Source organism: Pseudomonas sp. NUPR-001, from assembly GCF_052147955.1.
GTDB lineage: Bacteria > Pseudomonadota > Gammaproteobacteria > Pseudomonadales > Pseudomonadaceae > Aquipseudomonas.
Map to the genome: position 1 here is coordinate 1,835,054 of NZ_CP197353.1, position 16,845 is coordinate 1,851,898.

General features: G+C 60.2%; 15 protein-coding genes. 6 read left to right on the plus strand and 9 right to left on the minus strand.

Annotated elements, in window-relative coordinates:
- Window positions 1-3 precede the first annotated feature (3 nt).
- Window positions 4-1,467 (minus strand): D-alanyl-D-alanine carboxypeptidase/D-alanyl-D-alanine endopeptidase, encoded by a 1,464-nt coding sequence (gene dacB / locus ACP6KB_RS08505; RefSeq protein ID WP_442113302.1) that lies wholly within the window; start codon window positions 1,465-1,467, stop codon window positions 4-6.
- Window positions 1,468-1,780: 313 nt separating this feature from the next.
- On the opposite strand from dacB, the gene ACP6KB_RS08510 reads away from it, so the two are divergent.
- Window positions 1,781-2,125 (plus strand): YggL family protein, encoded by a 345-nt coding sequence (locus tag ACP6KB_RS08510; protein WP_133211096.1) that lies wholly within the window; start codon window positions 1,781-1,783, stop codon window positions 2,123-2,125.
- A gap of 40 nt (window positions 2,126-2,165) precedes the next feature.
- Here ACP6KB_RS08510 and ACP6KB_RS08515 read toward each other — a convergent pair whose 3' ends face one another.
- The 6 genes from ACP6KB_RS08515 to ACP6KB_RS08540 form a co-directional block, all read right to left on the minus strand.
- Entirely contained in the window at window positions 2,166-5,825 is a 3,660-nt protein-coding gene (locus ACP6KB_RS08515; RefSeq protein WP_442113303.1) for a transporter substrate-binding domain-containing protein, read from the minus strand.
- Between the two features lie 8 nt (window positions 5,826-5,833).
- Window positions 5,834-6,460 carry a response regulator gene (locus ACP6KB_RS08520; protein ID WP_442113304.1) on the minus strand — a complete coding sequence of 209 codons (627 nt, stop codon included), beginning with the start codon at window positions 6,458-6,460 and terminating at the stop codon, window positions 5,834-5,836.
- Window positions 6,461-6,763: 303 nt separating this feature from the next.
- Window positions 6,764-8,095 (minus strand): deoxyguanosinetriphosphate triphosphohydrolase, encoded by a 1,332-nt coding sequence (locus ACP6KB_RS08525; protein WP_442113305.1) that lies wholly within the window; start codon window positions 8,093-8,095, stop codon window positions 6,764-6,766.
- A 110-nt stretch (window positions 8,096-8,205) separates the two neighbouring features.
- Window positions 8,206-8,538 (minus strand): hypothetical protein, encoded by a 333-nt coding sequence (locus ACP6KB_RS08530; RefSeq protein ID WP_442113306.1) that lies wholly within the window; start codon window positions 8,536-8,538, stop codon window positions 8,206-8,208.
- Window positions 8,535-8,912, minus strand: a complete 378-nt coding sequence (locus tag ACP6KB_RS08535; RefSeq protein ID WP_442113307.1) for a phage holin family protein — start codon at window positions 8,910-8,912, stop codon at window positions 8,535-8,537. The genes ACP6KB_RS08530 and ACP6KB_RS08535 overlap by 4 nt, the downstream gene beginning before the upstream one ends.
- 8 nt (window positions 8,913-8,920) lie before the next feature.
- On the minus strand, window positions 8,921-9,235 hold the full coding sequence (locus tag ACP6KB_RS08540) for a DUF883 family protein (protein WP_442113308.1): 315 nt from the start codon (window positions 9,233-9,235) through the stop codon (window positions 8,921-8,923).
- Window positions 9,236-9,536: 301 nt separating this feature from the next.
- Here ACP6KB_RS08540 and ACP6KB_RS08545 point away from each other — a divergent pair, with 301 nt between their 5' ends.
- Window positions 9,537-10,745 carry an ammonium transporter gene (locus ACP6KB_RS08545; RefSeq protein WP_442113309.1) on the plus strand — a complete coding sequence of 403 codons (1,209 nt, stop codon included), beginning with the start codon at window positions 9,537-9,539 and terminating at the stop codon, window positions 10,743-10,745.
- Here ACP6KB_RS08545 and ACP6KB_RS08550 read toward each other — a convergent pair whose 3' ends face one another.
- The gene (locus ACP6KB_RS08550) at window positions 10,746-12,704 is read right to left on the minus strand and encodes a monovalent cation:proton antiporter-2 (CPA2) family protein (RefSeq protein WP_442113310.1); all 1,959 of its coding nucleotides are present in this window, start codon (window positions 12,702-12,704) and stop codon (window positions 10,746-10,748) included.
- A gap of 178 nt (window positions 12,705-12,882) precedes the next feature.
- Here ACP6KB_RS08550 and ACP6KB_RS08555 point away from each other — a divergent pair, with 178 nt between their 5' ends.
- The 4 genes from ACP6KB_RS08555 (at window position 12,883) to ACP6KB_RS08570 (ending at window position 14,980) form a co-directional block, all read left to right on the plus strand.
- Window positions 12,883-13,119: a glutaredoxin family protein gene (locus ACP6KB_RS08555; RefSeq protein WP_442113311.1), complete on the plus strand. Its 237-nt coding sequence runs from the start codon at window positions 12,883-12,885 to the stop codon at window positions 13,117-13,119.
- A gap of 91 nt (window positions 13,120-13,210) precedes the next feature.
- Window positions 13,211-13,642, plus strand: a complete 432-nt coding sequence (locus tag ACP6KB_RS08560; protein WP_442113312.1) for a D-Ala-D-Ala carboxypeptidase family metallohydrolase — start codon at window positions 13,211-13,213, stop codon at window positions 13,640-13,642.
- An 88-nt stretch (window positions 13,643-13,730) separates the two neighbouring features.
- Entirely contained in the window at window positions 13,731-14,042 is a 312-nt protein-coding gene (locus tag ACP6KB_RS08565) for a transcriptional regulator (RefSeq protein ID WP_442113313.1), read from the plus strand.
- A gap of 50 nt (window positions 14,043-14,092) precedes the next feature.
- Window positions 14,093-14,980 (plus strand): pseudouridine synthase, encoded by an 888-nt coding sequence (locus ACP6KB_RS08570; RefSeq protein ID WP_442113314.1) that lies wholly within the window; start codon window positions 14,093-14,095, stop codon window positions 14,978-14,980.
- A gap of 187 nt (window positions 14,981-15,167) precedes the next feature.
- Here the strand turns inward: ACP6KB_RS08570 and ACP6KB_RS08575 are convergent, their stop codons facing one another.
- Window positions 15,168-16,733: a methyl-accepting chemotaxis protein gene (locus ACP6KB_RS08575; protein ID WP_442113315.1), complete on the minus strand. Its 1,566-nt coding sequence runs from the start codon at window positions 16,731-16,733 to the stop codon at window positions 15,168-15,170.
- Window positions 16,734-16,845 lie beyond the last annotated feature (112 nt).

Consider the following 16,845-nt stretch of genomic DNA (forward strand, 5'->3'; position numbering starts at 1 on the left):
CGATCAGGGTTGAATCGCTGCGGTGCTGTTAACCAGTTTCGGCTGGCGGTACAGGTCGAGCAGTACCTGGTCGAGCACGGCTGAGGCGCCCCATGGTTTCGGGTCGTTGAGGATCGCGGCGACTGCCCAGGTGTTGCCGTTGCTGTCGCGGCTAAAACCGGCAATGGCCCGCACGGTGTTCAGGGTGCCGGTCTTGATATGGGCTTCACCGGTCATGGCGGTGCGCTTGAGGCGCTTGCGCATGGTGCCATCCATGCCGACCAGCGGCATCGAGCTGATGAACTCGGCGGCATATGGGCTTTTCCACGCCGCTTGCAGCAAGGCGGCCATTTCCCGGGTGCTGACCCGCTCGGCACGCGACAGTCCGGAACCGTTCTCCATGATCAGGTGCGGGGCGGTGATGCCTTTTTTCGCCAGCCACTGACGTACCACGCGTTGCGCGGCACGCGCATCGTCGCCATCGGCATCGGTGCGGAACTGCGCGCCCAGGCTCAGGAACAGCTGCTGGGCCATGGTGTTGTTACTGTACTTGTTGATGTCCCGAATGATCTCGACCAGATCCGGCGAGAAGGCACGCGCCAGCAGGCGGGCGCCTTTCGGGACGTTGTCGACCCGGTCGCGGCCCTGGATGGTGCCACCCAGCTCATTCCAGATGGCCCTGACGGCGCCTGCGGCATAGGTCGGGTGATCGAGCAGCGACAGGTAGGTCTGCGAGTTGCAGCCATCGCCCAGTTGCCCGCTGACCACGACGGTCACGCCATCGGCCTGAGTGATCGGGTTGTAGCGCACGTCACCAGTGCATTGTTTGCTGTTGACGGCCTTCACCTGGTTATCGATGCGGATGCTGGCAATCGGTGGTTCGACCGAGACCAGCACCTTACCGCCGTCATTGCGGGCGACGAAGCGCAGGGCCTTGAGGTTGACCAGCAGCGAGTCGGGCTTGACCAGGAACGGCTTGTTGTCGTCGCCGCCGTCATCGTTGAACTGCGGCAGTACCGGCTGGACGAAGTGGCTACGGTCGAGCACCAGGTCGCCGCTGATGGTTTGCACGCCGTTGGCACGCAGGTCGCGCATCAACAGCCAGAGCTTTTCCATGTTCAGTTTCGGGTCACCGCCGCCCTTGAGATACAGGTTGCCTTGCAGGGTGCCGTTACGCAGCGGGCCGTCGCTGTAGAACTCGGTTTTCCACTGGTGGGTCGGGCCGAGCAGTTCCAGGGCGGCATAGGTGGTGACCAGCTTCATGGTCGAGGCCGGGTTGACCGAGACATCGGCGTTGAACACGGTGGGGGTGCCTGGGCCGTTGAGCGGCAGCATCACCAGCGACAGGGCGGAGTCTTGCAGCTTGTTGGTTTTCAGCGCTTGCTGGACTTTAGCCGGCAGCGTGGTATTGACGGCAGCGGCCTGGGACGGGAGTGCAATGGGCAGCAGCAGGCCGGCAAGCAGAAGAGGGCGAAGAGATTTGATCATGTGCAATAAAACCCTGCGAGCGAGGGGTGAAAAAAACGGAGCGAGAAAAGGTGAAGGCCCCGGAACGAAAAATATAGCGCGCATTATGCCCCAAGGCGCACAGCGATGGGGGAACCGCAAGGGGCGGCTTATCGGCTTTTATTTCCCCCGGTAGGCGCGGGCTTGCCCCGCGATTGCGGTGTATCAGGTAAATCGCGATCGCGGGGCAAGCCCGCTCCCACCGGTGGGCAAGCCGTCGAGGAACCTTTTATTCCGGCAGCTTCGTGGTGAAACTGGTAAAGTGCGCGGCGTTATTACTCAAGAGGATTGTTTCATGGCCACTAACCGTTCCCGCCGTCTGCGCAAAAAGCTCTGCGTGGGTGAATTCCAGGAGCTGGGTTTCGAGCTGAACCTGGAGTTCAAGGAAGACCTGTCCGACGAAGCCATTGACGCCTTCCTCGATGCGTTCCTCGACGACGCCATGGACGCCAACGGTCTGGACTATGTTGGCGGCGACGACTTCGGCCTGGTCTGCTCGGCCAAGCGCGGCTCGGTTACCGAAGAGCAGCGTGCCACTGTTGAAGCCTGGCTCAAGGCGCGCAGCGAACTGACCAAAATTGAAGTCAGCCCACTGCTGGACGCCTGGTATCCGGAAAACCCGATCAATCCGGTTGCCTGATGCCTGTTGAAACGGCGGCCCTGGTGGCCGCCGTTTTGTTTCAGCCTGCCTGCGTTGCGGCGTCGTTTGCATCTGTGTGATGCAAGTGCTGGCGCAGGGCGCACTCCACGGCCGCAATGGCCGTTGTCACCTGTTGCTGGTGAAGCTCAAGCGTAGATGCGGGGGCGTTCGTCAGGCAATCCGATTCCAGTTGTTCGCAGGCATCAACCAGCGTGCTGGCTTGAATAATCCGCGCAGCGCCAAGTACACGATGCGCTTCGTTTTTCAATTGTTCGGACTCAAGCGTCGGGTCCAGCGCCTCGAGGATTAGCCGATCCTTGCTGAAACTGCGCTGAAGTTGTTCGAGCAGGGCGCGTAAGTCGCTGGCACTGCTACCTACCACGGGCTGCAGGCCCTGCAAGTCGAACGGGGCAAGCGCGTTGGCGGGTTCACTGCGGGGAAGTGGTTGTACGTTGGCCAGGCGTTGGCCCAAGGCTTTGAGGCTGATCGGCTTGAGCAGACAGTCATCCATGCCAGCTTGCTGGCACTGATTGCGCACTTCTGGCTGGGCGTTGGCGGTGTAACCCAGAATGGTGCAATGCGGCCACTGCCGTTGACATTCTTCGCTGCGCACCGCCCGGGCGAACTGATAGCCATTGATGCCGGGCATGTTGCAGTCAAGGATCAATACGTCGAAGGTCCCGCGCCGCCACAGTTCCAACCCTTCCTGGCCATTGTCGACGCTGCAATGTGCCAACCCCAGGTAGTTGAGCTGTTGGGTCAGTAGCAACAGGTTGGCGGGGTGGTCATCGACCACCAGCACGTTCAATGCCGCAACGCTGATGTACGGCTCCGGGTTGGAGGTAGCCAGTTTGGCGTGGCTGGGCATCAGTGTCACCGGCAGGCAGACATGCGCGCGGGTACCTTGGCCGAATTCACTGTGCAAGGTAAGACTGCCGCCCATCAGATTGCACAGGTCGCGACAGATGGAAAGGCCCAGGCCGGTACCGTTGCGCGCCAGCATGCTGTCGGGATTGGCCTGAACGAACGGCAGGAACAGGCGTTGCTGGTCCTGTACGCGGATACCGATACCGCTGTCCTGGACGCTCATGTCGAGCGTGGCTTGTCCGGGCTCTGGACCGGCCTTGAGGGTCAGTTCAATGACAACCTGGCCATGTTCAGTGAATTTGATAGCGTTGCTGACCAGGTTCGAGAGAATTTGCTTGAGCCGCAGCGGGTCGAGCAGTACGTAGGCGCGCGCGCTGGGGTCGATACCCACCGTCAACTGCAGGTTTTTCTGGCGGGCCAGGCCGTCGAAGACTCGACCGACAGACTCGACCAGTTGCGCCGGGCACACACGCTCTGGTGCCAAGGTCAGATGCCCGGATTCGATCCGGGCAATGTCGAGTATGTCGCCGATCAGGGCCAGCAAGTCTTTGGCCGAGTTATAGGCGACTTCGACAGCTGGACGATCCAGTTGGCCCTGGTTGGCTTTTTCCAGGGTCAGCTCAAGCATGCCGAGAATGGCGTTCATCGGGGTGCGGATTTCATGGCTGATGGTTGCCAGAAAGGTACTTTTTGCCCGATTGGCATCATCGGCCTGCTGCTTGGCCAGGCTCAGGTCCTGAATCAGCTGGCGTCGCTCGCTGATGTCGATCCAGCCACCGATAATGCCTTGAACCTCACCCAGCGAGTTCCGGTAGGGCAGGATCCAGTGATAGATCGTCACCGCGCGGTCGTTGAGCAACAGCGGCCGGTCGACGATCAGCGGCTTGCCTTCGCGCATTACCTGGCGGTAATCGGCCTGCATTTGGCTGGCATAGCAGGTGTCGCCCAGCACGCCGTCTTCCAGGCGCTTGCCGAGCACTTCATCGTGCTGTAACTGCAGCGCTTGCAGATAGCTGTCGTTGCAGCTTTGCAGGATGCCCTCGCGATCGCGCACGTAGATGGGATGGGGCGTGCCGTTGAGCAGTGTGCGCATGAATTCAAGCTGGTCGCCCAGCGCACGCTCGGCGGCTTCGCGTTGTTTGATCTGGCGCCGCATCCAGGCGTTCCACGCCAGTGACAACAGCAGCAAAACGCTGATGCCCAGGACGATTTGCAGGATCAGTTGATGGTAGGTGGTCCAGTACGCATCGTTTTCGCTGCTGTAGCCGCGCCAGCGGCTGTTGATCACGCCCAGCTCTTCAGGGGCAATACTGAGCAACGCTTTGTCCAGGATCGAGGTCAGCTCCTGCGCATGCCCGGCTGTGGCCATTGAAAAGGTTGCCGGTTCGGCGCCAACCGAAGCCCGGATGGCCAGGTCATGGCGGTTGGCAAGGCTGAAATTGGCATGCACCAACGCCGTGATCGCCGCATCCACATAGCCGCTGGCAAGGGCTTCGATGGACTGCTCGCTGCTCTCGGTCGCGATCAACTGAATGCCCGGCACACGCTTGCGCAGGCTTTCAACCAGAGGGCTGTCGCGCACCACGGCCACCCGCCGGCCGGGTAATTGCTCTAGCGTGGCAGGTTGTTGCGGCCCTTTGCGGGTGATCAGTACATAGGAGTTTTCCAGGTAGGGGCGGCTGATGGTCAGGGTGGCTTGCCGACGTTCGCTGGGAGAGATAGCCGCAATCACGTCGGCCCGGCCATGGTTGACCCGATCGATCATGTCACTGATCCCGCTGGCGCGTTGAATGTCGAAGCGCAGCCCGGTGCGCAGGCGAATCAGTTCGAGCAGATCGGCGGCAATGCCGCGAAAACTGCCGGCATTGTCGAAGAACGTCAGGGGCGCATCGGCTTCGTTGACCACGACGCGCACCACCGGATGCTGGCTCAGCCAGCGCTCCTCGCGCTGGGAAAGCTGCAGTTTTCGGTCGGTTAGCAGCACGTCGCTGCCGGCGCTCCAGCGTTTGAAGATGCTGTCTCGCGTGGCACGTGAGAGGTTATCGAGCGTGGTATTGATCAATTGCAGCAAAATGGGGTTGTTTTGCTGCACCGCAAAGCTGAAGCCGACCGGCTCGTGTTTGCCGAAGTTGGCCATCTTGACGTTCTTCAAGTGGCCCTGGTTGATCAGGTAGTGGGTAGAAATGGTGTCGCCGAGAAACACATCGGCTTGGTCGAAAGCCACGGCATTAAGGGCATTCTGATAGGAAGGATAGGCCTTGATCGTGGCGTTGGGGTAGTTGGCGCTGACCTCGGCAAGCGGCAGATAGTGATACACCATGCTCAGGCGCAAGCCCGCAAGACCCGTGTCAAGGGGGCGGCTTTCGTTCTCGCGGGTAACGAGCACCGGCTGATCTACCGCGTAGGGCCTGGACAGCATCAGCCCTGGCGTAGCGGCTTCGTAACCGTTGGCACTGCCGAGCATATCAATCTGCCCCAGCGTCAGGGCGTTTACCGCCTCCTGACGACTGGCGAAGCGCCGCACCTTGATCGGCACACCCAGGGCCGCTTCCACTATGCCTGCAACGTCAGCCGTCAGTCCCTCGTAGTCTCGGCCGCTGGCGGTCATGTCGAAGGGCGGGTAGTCCGGTGCTGAAGTACCCAGCAGCAACTGCTCTTTGCTTTGCAGCCAGCGTCGTTGTGCCGGGCTCAACGAGAGATTCATCGGCTCCGGTTGCGAGCGACTGAGTAGCTGGTAAGTGCTGGCCGGAGCATCGTCGGCATGCGCCGAGGCGAACAGACACAGGCAGGCCAGAACGCTGGCCAGGACATAGTGGAGGATGCGGCTAGGCATGGATTGGCTCAAACCAGGGCATTGCGTTTAGCCATTTCAATAAGTTCGACCAGTGAGTTGGCTTTGAGTTTTTGCATCAAGCGCTTCTTGTAAGTGCTCACGGTCTTGTTGCTGAGAAACATGCCTTGGGCAATTTCCTTATTGCTTCGGCCTTGGGCAAACAGTTGCAGTACCATCAACTCCCGATCATTGACCTGCTTGAACAGCTCAAGCTCACTGTGTTCATCGCTATTGGGGCGCAAGTTGTTGATGGCCTGGCTGGGGAAGTAGTTGTAACCCGACAGTACCGCTTTGATTGCACTGAGCAGCTCGCTCAAGTCTTCCTGTTTGCACACATAGCCGGCCGCGCCTGAATGCATGCAGCGAACAGCAAACAGTGCCGGTGATTGCGCGGTGAGTACCAGAATCTTCAGGGGCGTGGCCATGCTGTGAAAGCGCGATAGCACTTCCAGTCCGTCGAGTCGGGGAATGCTGATGTCGAGAATGATCAGGTCCGGTAGGCATTCGCGAACCATTTGCATGGCATCCACGCCATTATCGGACTCACCAACTACGTTATAGCCCTCGTTTTCCAAGAGCATGCGTACCGCCAGGCGGATGACCGGGTGGTCGTCGATGATAAATACAGAGTGCATGTTGACGGTTCCAGATAAGGTGCCAAAGGTAAGCGGGCACCTTAACGCAGATGGAACAGGTCGCACATGAACTCAAAGGGAGGTTGGTGCTATATCGGAAATGTCTGACTCTAATCGCAGTATTGGACTACAGGTGATATTTCGTATTGTTGCTGTGAGAGTCGGTACTGGTAACTTTGTGTATCTTTTTCCGGGCTTTGTTTAATTTAAAACTGTTGTGTAGTTAATGTCCTACATGCAGGTGCATGAACACGAGGTTGGCTCCCCGGCCACATGCTCACACACCTGCCATTCGCACGCCTCTCAGGTCGGGCTCGATCGTCCCGTCATTTCTCGCGCCATTTCGCTGGCATAGCTGTCTGTCATCCCGGCGATGAAGTCGATCATGCGCAGGAATGAGGTATGCAGCGGCGCATTCGGGTTGGGGGCATTGTTACCCAGCAGGTCGAGGATGCGCCGGCTCTTGAACGACGGTGTGCGGCCACCGTGTTGTTCCAGGGCCGCGCCGCAGAAGGAGTTGAGCAGGATCTCGAGGGTGGTGTAGGCGCCAATTTCATGCAGTGTTTTGCGCTTGTCCTGGAAGATTTTCTTGCGCGCCATGTCTTTGGCTTGCAGCACACAACGTTTGGCCGGCCCGTGCATGTGTTCGACCAGATCGCCCTGCAGTTGCCCGGCCAGCAACGCATCCTGCTGCTCGACAAAGGCGCGGGCGGCGGCATTGGTCAGGTGTTCGATGGCCTTGCCACGCAGAATCGCCAGCTTGCGCCGTCGTGAGTCGCCCGGGCCCAGTTGCCGATAGGTTTCTGGCAGGTCGTCACCGACCAGGCTCAATAGCAGCGACTCCACCTCTGGGTAATCGAGCAGTTCCATCTCCAGGCCGTCTTCCAGATCGATCAAGGCATAACAGATGTCGTCGGCTGCCTCCATCAGGTACACCAGCGGGTGGCGGGCCCAGCGTTGCTCCTCAAGCTGTGGCAGGCCTAGTTTGCGGGCAATCTGCTCCAGCAGCGGCAGCTCGCTCTGGTAGCAGCCGAACTTGTGTTTCTTGTAGCCCAAGGCATCGGCGTGGCGGGCGGTCCAGGGGTATTTCAGGTAAGTGCCGAGGGTGGCATAGGTGAGGCGGGTGCCGCCGTCGAATTGGTGGTATTCCAGCTGGGTGAGTACGCGAAAGCCCTGGGCGTTGCCTTCGAAATTGAGAAAGTCGGCACGTTCGGTCTCGCTCATGGCGTCCAGCCAGCCACGCCCGGCAGCCTGTTGGAACCAGTGGCGGATGGCGTCTTCACCGGAATGGCCAAACGGCGGGTTGCCGATGTCATGGGCCAGGCACGCCGACTGCACGACCATGCCCAGGTCGCTGGGTTCGCACCATTGCGGCAGCCGGTCGCGCAGGGTTTCGCCAACGCGCATGCCCAGCGAGCGGCCCACGCAACTGACTTCCAGCGAGTGGGTCAGGCGCGTGTGGATGTGATCGTTGCTCGACACCGGGTGAACTTGAGTCTTGCGCCCCAGGCGGCGGAAGGCGCCGGAGAAGATGATTCGGTCGTGGTCCTTGTGAAACGGGCTGCGCCCGAGTTCTTCGGGGCTGTGCAAGGTTTTACCGAGACGCTCGCGGGTAAGCAGGGTGTGCCAGTCCAAGGCCAATTCTCCGATACAGGGGCAGGCCTCTAGCTTCCCGTGTCGGCGCAGCGCCTGCAAGCCCATTGTCAGGGGGCTTGCAGGCGTGATCACCCTTCAATCGAGTGACCCTAGCGTTTGTTGGCGCCAGCCTGCATGACCAGTTTCAGCAACGGCAGCAAGCTGCTGCCCAGGCGTATCATCCGGCTCAGGCTGCCGTTGCGGGTGCCTTTGCCGGTGAAGAAACCCAGCACCACCACCGCAGCGATTCCCCACAAGGGCGCATGCTTGATGCCGAGCCCGCCTTGCAGGCTGTCGCCCACGGCACGCAAGCGGCTCAGGGGCGCCAGCATCTGGCTGGACTCGTGGCGTATTTCCTGGCGGTGCATTTCCAGGCGCAGGCGCACCAAGGCCTTGCGCAGCTCGCGCCGGTTGGTGGTTTTCGGTAGCTCAGGCAGGCTCATGGCAACAGGCGCTCCCGGTCTTTGGCAAGTTCTTCAAGCGTTGCACTGAAGGGCGACGACTCGTCGTACACCGCAGCTTTGAGGCGCAAGCCACAGAACAGCGCTGCCAGACCGTAGAACACGCAGAGGCCAATCACCCCGGCGAGACGGTAGTTGTCCCACAGCAGCACCAGCACCAGGGCCGACAATGCCACCAGCAACAGCAGGGTAAACACCAGTGCCAGCCCGGCAAACAACAGCAGGCTCAAGGTACGGGCTTTCTGCTCCTGCAGTTCGATGCCGAACAATTCGACATGACCGTGCAACAGCCCCAGGACCGCAGCACCAAGGCGTTTGCTTGATGCCGGGGCGGTGTCGTTCGCTTCGCTTTGCATAGCCAACCTCAGCGCCGATTGGCGAGCAGGCCGATCAAGAAACCGACGCCTGCGGCGATACCAATCGATTGCCACGGATTGCTTTGTACGTAGTCTTCGGTCGCGCTGAGGGCCGCCTCGCCGCGCTCACGCACAGACTCCTGGGTCAATTGCAGAGTTTCCCGTGCGCGCAGCAGGCTGTCGTGAATCTGACTGCGTAGCTCGTCAGCCTGATCGCCGGCCAGGGTCGCGGTGTGTTCCAGCAATTTTTCGGTGTCACGAACCAGGGCCTGAAAGTCAGCCATCAATACATCTTGAGCAGTCTTTGCCGATTTGCTGGTCATGGGGCTCTCCCTAAGGGTGTGTGGCTATTTTGAGTTGCGGGCGCGGGCGAAGGTTCAGTGAAAAAAGCCTTGGTACAGGATTTGCTGTTCCAGGGTGCACTCAGCTCCGGTGCCTGCGCCAAATCAGCGCGTGAACATACGCCGGGCCTGTAAACCTTAACCCAATCCACGACAAACCCAAGGAAAAACTCCAGCGATCAGCAGGGCCAGCCACAGCGGTGGTGATTCGATGGCCCAGTATGGTGCAAAAAGGAGTCACTCCGCGCTGTCTTGGTGCTTTTTCTGAAGGCCTGCCCATTCCATGGAAAATCTGCAAAGCGCGGTGGACACCCTGGTCCACGGCTCCAACACACTGTTCATTCTGCTAGGCGCCGTTATGGTCCTGGCCATGCACGCTGGTTTTGCCTTTCTTGAAGTGGGCACCGTTCGGCACAAGAATCAGGTCAATGCCTTGTCCAAGATTCTCAGCGATTTTGCCGTATCGACCCTGGCGTATTTTTTTGTTGGCTACTGGATTTCCTATGGTGTGAGCTTCCTGCAGCCGGCCGCGGTGCTCAGCAACGACCACGGTTATAGCCTGGTGAAGTTCTTTTTCCTGCTGACCTTTGCCGCAGCCATTCCGGCGATTATTTCCGGTGGCATTGCCGAGCGCGCCCGGTTTGCCCCGCAGTTGTGCGCCACGGTGCTGATTGTGGCGTTTGTCTATCCGTTCTTCGAAGGTGTTGTCTGGAACGGTAACTTCGGCCTGCAGGCTTGGTTGCAGGCGCAATTCGGTGCCAGCTTCCATGATTTTGCCGGCTCTGTCGTGGTGCATGCCATGGGCGGCTGGCTGGCGCTGACGGCGGTGCTGCTGCTTGGCCCGCGTAATGGTCGCTACCGCGAGGGCAAGTTGGTGGCGTTCGCACCGTCGAACATTCCGTTCTTGGCCCTGGGCTCGTGGATTCTGATCGTCGGTTGGTTCGGCTTCAATGTCATGAGCGCCCAGACCCTGCAGGGGGTCAGCGGGTTGGTCGCGGTGAACTCGTTGATGGCCATGGTTGGCGGTACGGTGACGGCGTTGCTGGTCGGCCGCAACGACCCGGGCTTTCTGCACAACGGGCCATTGGCCGGGTTGGTGGCGGTGTGTGCGGGTTCGGATCTGATGCACCCGGTGGGTGCGCTGGCCACTGGCGCGATTGCCGGGGCTTTGTTTGTCTGGTGTTTCACTGCGGCGCAAAACACCTGGAAGATTGACGACGTTCTTGGCGTCTGGCCACTGCACGGCTTGTGCGGGGTGTGGGGTGGCATTGCTTGCGGGATTTTCGGTCAAACCGCGCTGGGTGGCCTGGGCGGCGTGAGCCTGATCAGCCAGTTGATCGGCAGATTCGCCGGCGTGCTGGTGGCGCTGTTGGGCGGCTTTGCGGTGTATGGCCTGATCAAGCTGTTGCTGGGGTTGCGCTTGAGTCAGGAGCAGGAGTACTACGGCGCCGACCTGTCGATCCACAAGATCGGCGCCACCAGTCAGGATTGATCAGCGCCCGGCGACCAGGCGTGATTCACAGGCGGCCAGGGCGGCAACCGGACCGCTCAGTAGCACCGCATCACCGGCATGCAGGCAGGTGTCGGCGTCCACGGCCAGTTCTTCACCGTTGCGCTGCACCGCCTGGATCTCGACACCCAGCTGTTCCAGGTCCAGCCCGGACAGTGGACGGCCACAGGCGTAGGCGTCGGGCTGCAGGTTGACCGCATGCATCATGGTCTTGGGCAGGCCTTCGCTGTCGACCGGGCTGGTCTGGGCGCCTTGATAGAAGGCTTGCAGCATGCGGTAGCGGGTCTGACGCACTTCATCGATACGCGCTTGTACCTGATCCATCGGCAGGCCAAGCATGACCAGTGCATGGGACGCGAGCATCAGGCTCGACTCCAGCAGTTCCGGTACCACCGCCGTGGCGCCGGCCTTACGCAGTTCTTCACGCTGACTGTCGTCGCGGGTACGTACCAGGATCTGCACATCGGCGTGACGTTCGCGCGCCGCTTTCAGTACGCTCATGGCGATATCGGTCTTGTCCACGGCAATTACCAGCAGGCGTGCACGCTCAAGGCCGATGGCACTGAGCAATTCTCCGCGGCGTGAGTCACCGTAGTGCACGCAGCTTTCGCCAGCCGCGGCTTCCTGCACCCGTACCGGGTCATCATCGAGGGCAATGAACGGGATGTTTTCCCGGCGCAGAAAACGTCCGATCGATTGTCCGACCCGGCCATAGCCGCAGATCAGCACGTGTCCGCTCATTGCCGCACTTTGCGCTTCGATGGCTTCCAGTTGTACTTCCTGGTTGGGCTTGCGGTGCAGGCGGGCAGCGATGCCTGGCGCGGCGCGTAGCAGCAATGGAGTGACCAGCATCGAGCAGAAAGTGGCGGCTAGCAGCAGGTTGCCGATGGCTTCGGGCAGTAGTTGGGTTTGCTGCATTTGCGCCATCAGGGCGAAACAGAATTCACCCCCCTGGGCCAGGGCCAAACCACTGCGCCAGGCGGTTTCAGCGTCACTGCCTTGCACGCGGACCAAGGCGGCGACCACACAGCCTTTGACCAGCAGCAAGCCCAGGGTCAGGGCGAGGATTTCCAGGCCGTGGCTGGCGAACAGCTGCAGGTCGATGAGCATGCCAATACTGACGAAAAACAAGCCCAGCAGAATGTCGCGGAACGGACGGATATCGGCTTCGATCTGATGACGGTAGTTGCTTTCGCCCAGCAGCATGCCAGCCAGGAACGCCCCCAGCGCCGGTGACAGGCCAAGCAAGTGGGTCAGCCAGGCGGTGAGCAGGACGATCACCAGGGCCAGCAATACGAACAGTTCGGCCGAGTGAGAACTCGCCACTTCGTGAAACAGGCGTGGCAGCAGCCAGCGACTGGCAAGCAACAAGCCGACGAAGAGGATCACGGTTTTGCCCAGGGTCAGCGGCAGTGCCCAGTACCAGGCCTGACCACCTTCACCGGCAAATACCGGAACCAGGGTGAGCAGCAAGACGGCAACCACATCCTGGAACAGCAAAACGCCAATCGCGTTCTGGCCATGGCTGCTAAAAATCTCGCCAAGGCTGGTCAGTTCCTTGCTGACGATGGCCGTCGACGACAAGGCCAGGCCTGCACCCAATAACAGCGCTGCGTTGGCAGGCATGCCGAGCAACGCCAGGAGCCCAGCCAGCAGTACTGCCGAGCAGGCAACCTGAAGGCTGCCCAGGCCAAACACAACTTTGCGCAAGGCGAGCATTTTCGACAGGGAAAATTCCAGGCCCAGCGAGAACAGCAGGAACACCACACCCATTTCGGCAAGGTCTGGCAGTTCCTCACTTTCGTTCACCCAATTGAGGGCAGTGGGGCCGACAAACAGACCGACGCACAAGTAGCCCAATACCGGTGGCAACTTCAGGCGCCGGAAGAAGGCAATGACGACCAATGAGGAGGCCAAAATGATCAATAGGTTGGCAAACACAACATACTCCATGTAGGGAGGCCGCAAAAAACCAGTAAGCATGGGCCATGCTTGTTCAGTGGGCGCTGATCTGAATCACACTTTAGTCGGGATTGAACCACGGGTGCTCTGCGCTCGACGCCCCCCGACGGCAGACCTAGAATAATGGTCCCTTTTTACTTCTTGCCGGTACTGATAAATGCTGCCTGAATGCCAACTCTACGGCACCCTGGGTTGCCACCTGTGCGAAGTGGCCGAAGCCCTGTTAATGCCATTTGTCGAACATGGTCTGCTGGTTGAGCTGGTGGATATTGCCGAAGACGAGTCCATGGTGGAGCGCTTTGGCCTGCTGATACCGGTGCTGCGCCGTTGTGACAACGGCGCACAGCTGAACTGGCCGTTCGACGCCGAGCAAGTGGTGGCCTTTCTGCGTTGAGACAGGTTTCAGGGTGACGTTTCCTGTCGTGCGCGACAGCAGCGCGCTGTGCACACTCCTTGGGCGCTTTTATGCATACCAAGGAGCAGGCATGAATCTAAGTGAACACTTCACCCTGGCCGATATGACGGTCTCGCAGAGCGCCGCGCGTAGCAATATCGACAACACGCCGGACGCCAACACCGTCAACAATCTTCGTCGTCTGTGTGCGCTGCTGGAGCAGGTCCGGCTGTTGGTCGGCAGGCCGGTGCTGGTTACCAGTGGCTATCGCTGTGCAGCGTTGAATCGGATGGTCGGAGGTGCACCGCGTAGCGCACATGTACAAGGGCTGGCAGCAGACATCAATGTCTCGGGGCTGACGCCCGCAGTACTTGCGCGGCGTTTGGCGGACAGCGCCTTGATGTTTGACCAATTGATTCTCGAGTTCGATAGCTGGGTACATCTGGGCCTTGCCGAGGGGGCCGAGCGTCGTCAGATCCTGACGATCCGCAAGGGCACCGGCTACCTGCGAGGGCTGGTCTAGGTAGGGTCTGATTGACGCGTCTGAAAACTCTGCATATGCTGTATATAAATACAGTATAGGGGTGGCGCTTGCCTCAAGGATGTACAGCATGGTCAATGTCGAACAACTGAAATACACCGTCAACCGTATGCCGGTCGCCATGGTCAGCGAGGCGGTGCTCGAGTTGCGCCTTGACGGCCTGGTGCTGGAGGGCAAAACGCCCTTTAACAAGTTGCACTTCAATACCTGCTTCGCCGAGATCGAAGCGCTGTTCCAGCGCGCTGGTTATCACCGTCCGCTGGATGTGGTTGGCTATCAGGGATTGTTGTATGCCCTTTACGACCCCAGTCGCTGGGAGGCTGTTGATGTGCTGCGCTGGCTCAAGGAGTTCGTCGAGGCGGCTGCAAGCGAGGCTGGCTGAGGCGCCGGGCATGCGGGATAATGCTTGGTCTATCTGTCACGAGCGTTCCCATGGCCACTGCCTCCTTCGACCCGGCTAAGCATCAAGCCAGCACTGTCTGCCTGCCCGTTGGCAACTGGGAGACCGTGCTCGACTGCCTGAGCGAGCATTTCAAGGCCATTGGCCGCGAGCAGTGGCTTGACCGGATTGCGCGCGGCCGCGTGCTGGACGCCCAAGGGCAGCCGATCAGCGCTGCGCTGGCCTACAAGCCAGGCCTGCGCATTCACTATTTTCGTGAAGTGCCCAACGAGAAGCCGATCCCGTTCCACGAGCAGATTTTGCATGTCGACGAGCATCTGGTGGTGGTAGACAAGCCGCACTTTCTACCGGTGACGCCCACGGGCGAATACGTTGAGCACACTTTGCTGCGGCGGCTGATCCGCCGTCTGGATAACCCGCACCTGGTGCCCTTGCACCGGATTGACCGCCACACTGCCGGGCTGGTGCTGTTTTCTGCCAACCCCCAGAGCCGCGCGGCGTATCAATCGTTGTTCCCCAATCGCCAGATCGACAAACGTTACCAGGCGATTGCCCGGGCCTTGCCGCTGCTTGAGTTTCCGTTGACGCACAAAAGCCGCATGGTCAGTGGCGAGCCGTTTTTCCGCATGCAGGAAGTCGAAGGGCAGAGCAACAGTGAAACCCTGGCCCAGGTGCTGGAAAAGAACGGTGAGTTGTGGCGCTACGGGTTGTCGCCGATCACCGGCAAGACCCATCAACTGCGTGTGCACATGACGGCATTGGGCGCGAGCATCTGCAATGATCCTTTTTATCCGCAAGTTGTGCCGGATCAAGATGATTACAGCAAGCCGCTGAAGTTGTTGGCGCAGAGCCTGCGTTTCAACGACCCCCTAAGCGGCGAAGAGCGCTATTTCGAAAGCCGGCTGACCCTTGACTGGTAGTAGGGGCAAGCTTACAGACTGTGTAGGAGCAACTTGCACCACCTGTGGGAGCGGGCTTGCCCCGCGAACACGGGCGAAGCCCGTGCCATTCACCGCAGTGCCTGCTTCGCGGGGCAAGCCCGCTCCCACAGGATGATCAAGACAGTTGCTCCCACAGAGGGTGTAAGGCCGTTGCTCCCACCCTTTGTCAGCGGTTGAAGCGTTCGACCAGCGAGTACTGCGTGGTCGCGGTGCGGGTCAGTTCTTCGCTGAGCAGCGCCGAGTGCTGCGCCTGTTCGGAGGTCTGGTCCGCCAGGTCGGCGATGGTGCTGATGTTGCGGCTGATTTCATCGGCAACCGCTGTCTGCTCTTCGGTAGCTGCAGCAATCTGCGTGGTCATGTCGGTGATGTTGGCCACCGCTTCGCTGATACCGACCAAGGCCTGGTCAGCCTCCATGACCCGCGCTACACCTTCCTCGGCCTGACGATGCCCGGCTTCCATGGTTTGCACGGCATTGGTGGCGGTTTGCTGCAGCTTGGCAATCAGGCCGTGGATCTGGCCGGTCGATTCGCTGGTGCGTTGTGCCAGTTGGCGAACCTCGTCGGCCACCACGGCAAAGCCGCGGCCCATCTCGCCTGCACGTGCAGCCTCGATGGCGGCGTTGAGTGCCAGCAGGTTGGTCTGGTCGGCAATGCCCTTGATGACATCGACTACACCACCGATTTCATCGCTGTCACGCGCCAATTGGGTCACGGTCAGGCCGGTTTCGCCGACTGCCGCCGACAGGCGCTGGATGGCGTCACGGGTTTCGCCCGCGATATCGCGGCCACGGCCAGTCAGGCGGTTGGCTTCCTGGGTGGCGTCGGCAGTGCGCTGCACGTGGTTGGCCACTTCCTGAGTGGTGGCGGCCATTTGGTTGACGGCGGCGGCGACTTGTTCGGTCTCGACTCGCTGGCGCTCCAACCCCGAAGAACTGTTGTGGGCCAGGGTATCGGATTGCCGGGCCTGTTCGTTCAGGTGTTCTGCGGTGTCCTGCAGACGGGTCAGGCAGGTTTTCATCCGTGCGTCCTGACTGAGCATGGCCATTTCCAGACGGGCCTGAACGCCGCGGCTGTCGGTGTACATCTGGGCAATCAGCGGGTCGGAGGTGGCCTGTTCGGCCAGGCGTAGCAGACGCTTGAGGCCACGTTGCTGCCAGCTCAGGCCCAGCAGGCCGAGCGGCACTGAAAGGGCTGCCGCCAGGGCAAAGCCCCAGGAATGACCAAGCCAGTTACCGATCAGGAAACCAACCTGGCTGACCAGAATGAACGGCAGCCAGTCTTGTACGACTGGCAGCCATTTGTCACGGCGCGGGATCGCTGTGCGCCCTTGGTTGATGCGCTGGTACAGGGCCTCGGCCCGACGTACCTGTTCGCTGGTTGGCTTGACCCGAACGGACTCGTAGCCAACCACCTGGTTGTTTTCGAACACCGGGGTGACATAAGCGTTGACCCAATAGTGGTCGCCGCTTTTGCAACGGTTCTTGACGATGCCCATCCATGGCAAGCCTTGCTTGAGCGTGCCCCACATGTGCGCAAATACCGCTGGCGGAACATCGGGGTGGCGTACCAGGTTGTGCGGCGCGCGCAGTAGTTCCTCGCGGGAAAATCCGCTGATTTCGACGAAGGCATCGTTGCAATAGGTGATAACACCCTTGGTATCGGTGGTCGAGATCAAGCGTTGTTGAGCTGGGAAAGTCCGTTCGCGCTGGGTTATTGGCTGGTTGTTACGCATAAGCTGTTCAATCCGCAAGGCTTTCGTGGTGTATCGGCAGTGTGAAGGTTTTGTTGAATGAATATTTTCGATCCTTGATCTGGCTCAAGGATTCACGGCAGGGCTTACGCTA

Coding starts and splice junctions, on each gene's coding strand:
- ACP6KB_RS08520 (WP_442113304.1), bottom strand. CDS start 6,460: ATGCACTCTGTATTTATCATCGACGACCACCCGGTCATCCGCCTGGCG.
- ACP6KB_RS08560 (WP_442113312.1), top strand. CDS start 13,211: ATGAATCTAAGTGAACACTTCACCCTGGCCGATATGACGGTCTCGCAG.
- ACP6KB_RS08515 (WP_442113303.1), bottom strand. CDS start 5,825: ATGCCTAGCCGCATCCTCCACTATGTCCTGGCCAGCGTTCTGGCCTGC.
- ACP6KB_RS08530 (WP_442113306.1), bottom strand. CDS start 8,538: ATGAGCCTGCCTGAGCTACCGAAAACCACCAACCGGCGCGAGCTGCGC.
- ACP6KB_RS08565 (WP_442113313.1), top strand. CDS start 13,731: ATGGTCAATGTCGAACAACTGAAATACACCGTCAACCGTATGCCGGTC.
- ACP6KB_RS08575 (WP_442113315.1), bottom strand. CDS start 16,733: ATGCGTAACAACCAGCCAATAACCCAGCGCGAACGGACTTTCCCAGCT.
- dacB (WP_442113302.1), bottom strand. CDS start 1,467: ATGATCAAATCTCTTCGCCCTCTTCTGCTTGCCGGCCTGCTGCTGCCC.
- ACP6KB_RS08510 (WP_133211096.1), top strand. CDS start 1,781: ATGGCCACTAACCGTTCCCGCCGTCTGCGCAAAAAGCTCTGCGTGGGT.
- ACP6KB_RS08545 (WP_442113309.1), top strand. CDS start 9,537: ATGGAAAATCTGCAAAGCGCGGTGGACACCCTGGTCCACGGCTCCAAC.
- ACP6KB_RS08535 (WP_442113307.1), bottom strand. CDS start 8,912: ATGCAAAGCGAAGCGAACGACACCGCCCCGGCATCAAGCAAACGCCTT.
- ACP6KB_RS08570 (WP_442113314.1), top strand. CDS start 14,093: ATGGCCACTGCCTCCTTCGACCCGGCTAAGCATCAAGCCAGCACTGTC.
- ACP6KB_RS08540 (WP_442113308.1), bottom strand. CDS start 9,235: ATGACCAGCAAATCGGCAAAGACTGCTCAAGATGTATTGATGGCTGAC.
- ACP6KB_RS08555 (WP_442113311.1), top strand. CDS start 12,883: ATGCTGCCTGAATGCCAACTCTACGGCACCCTGGGTTGCCACCTGTGC.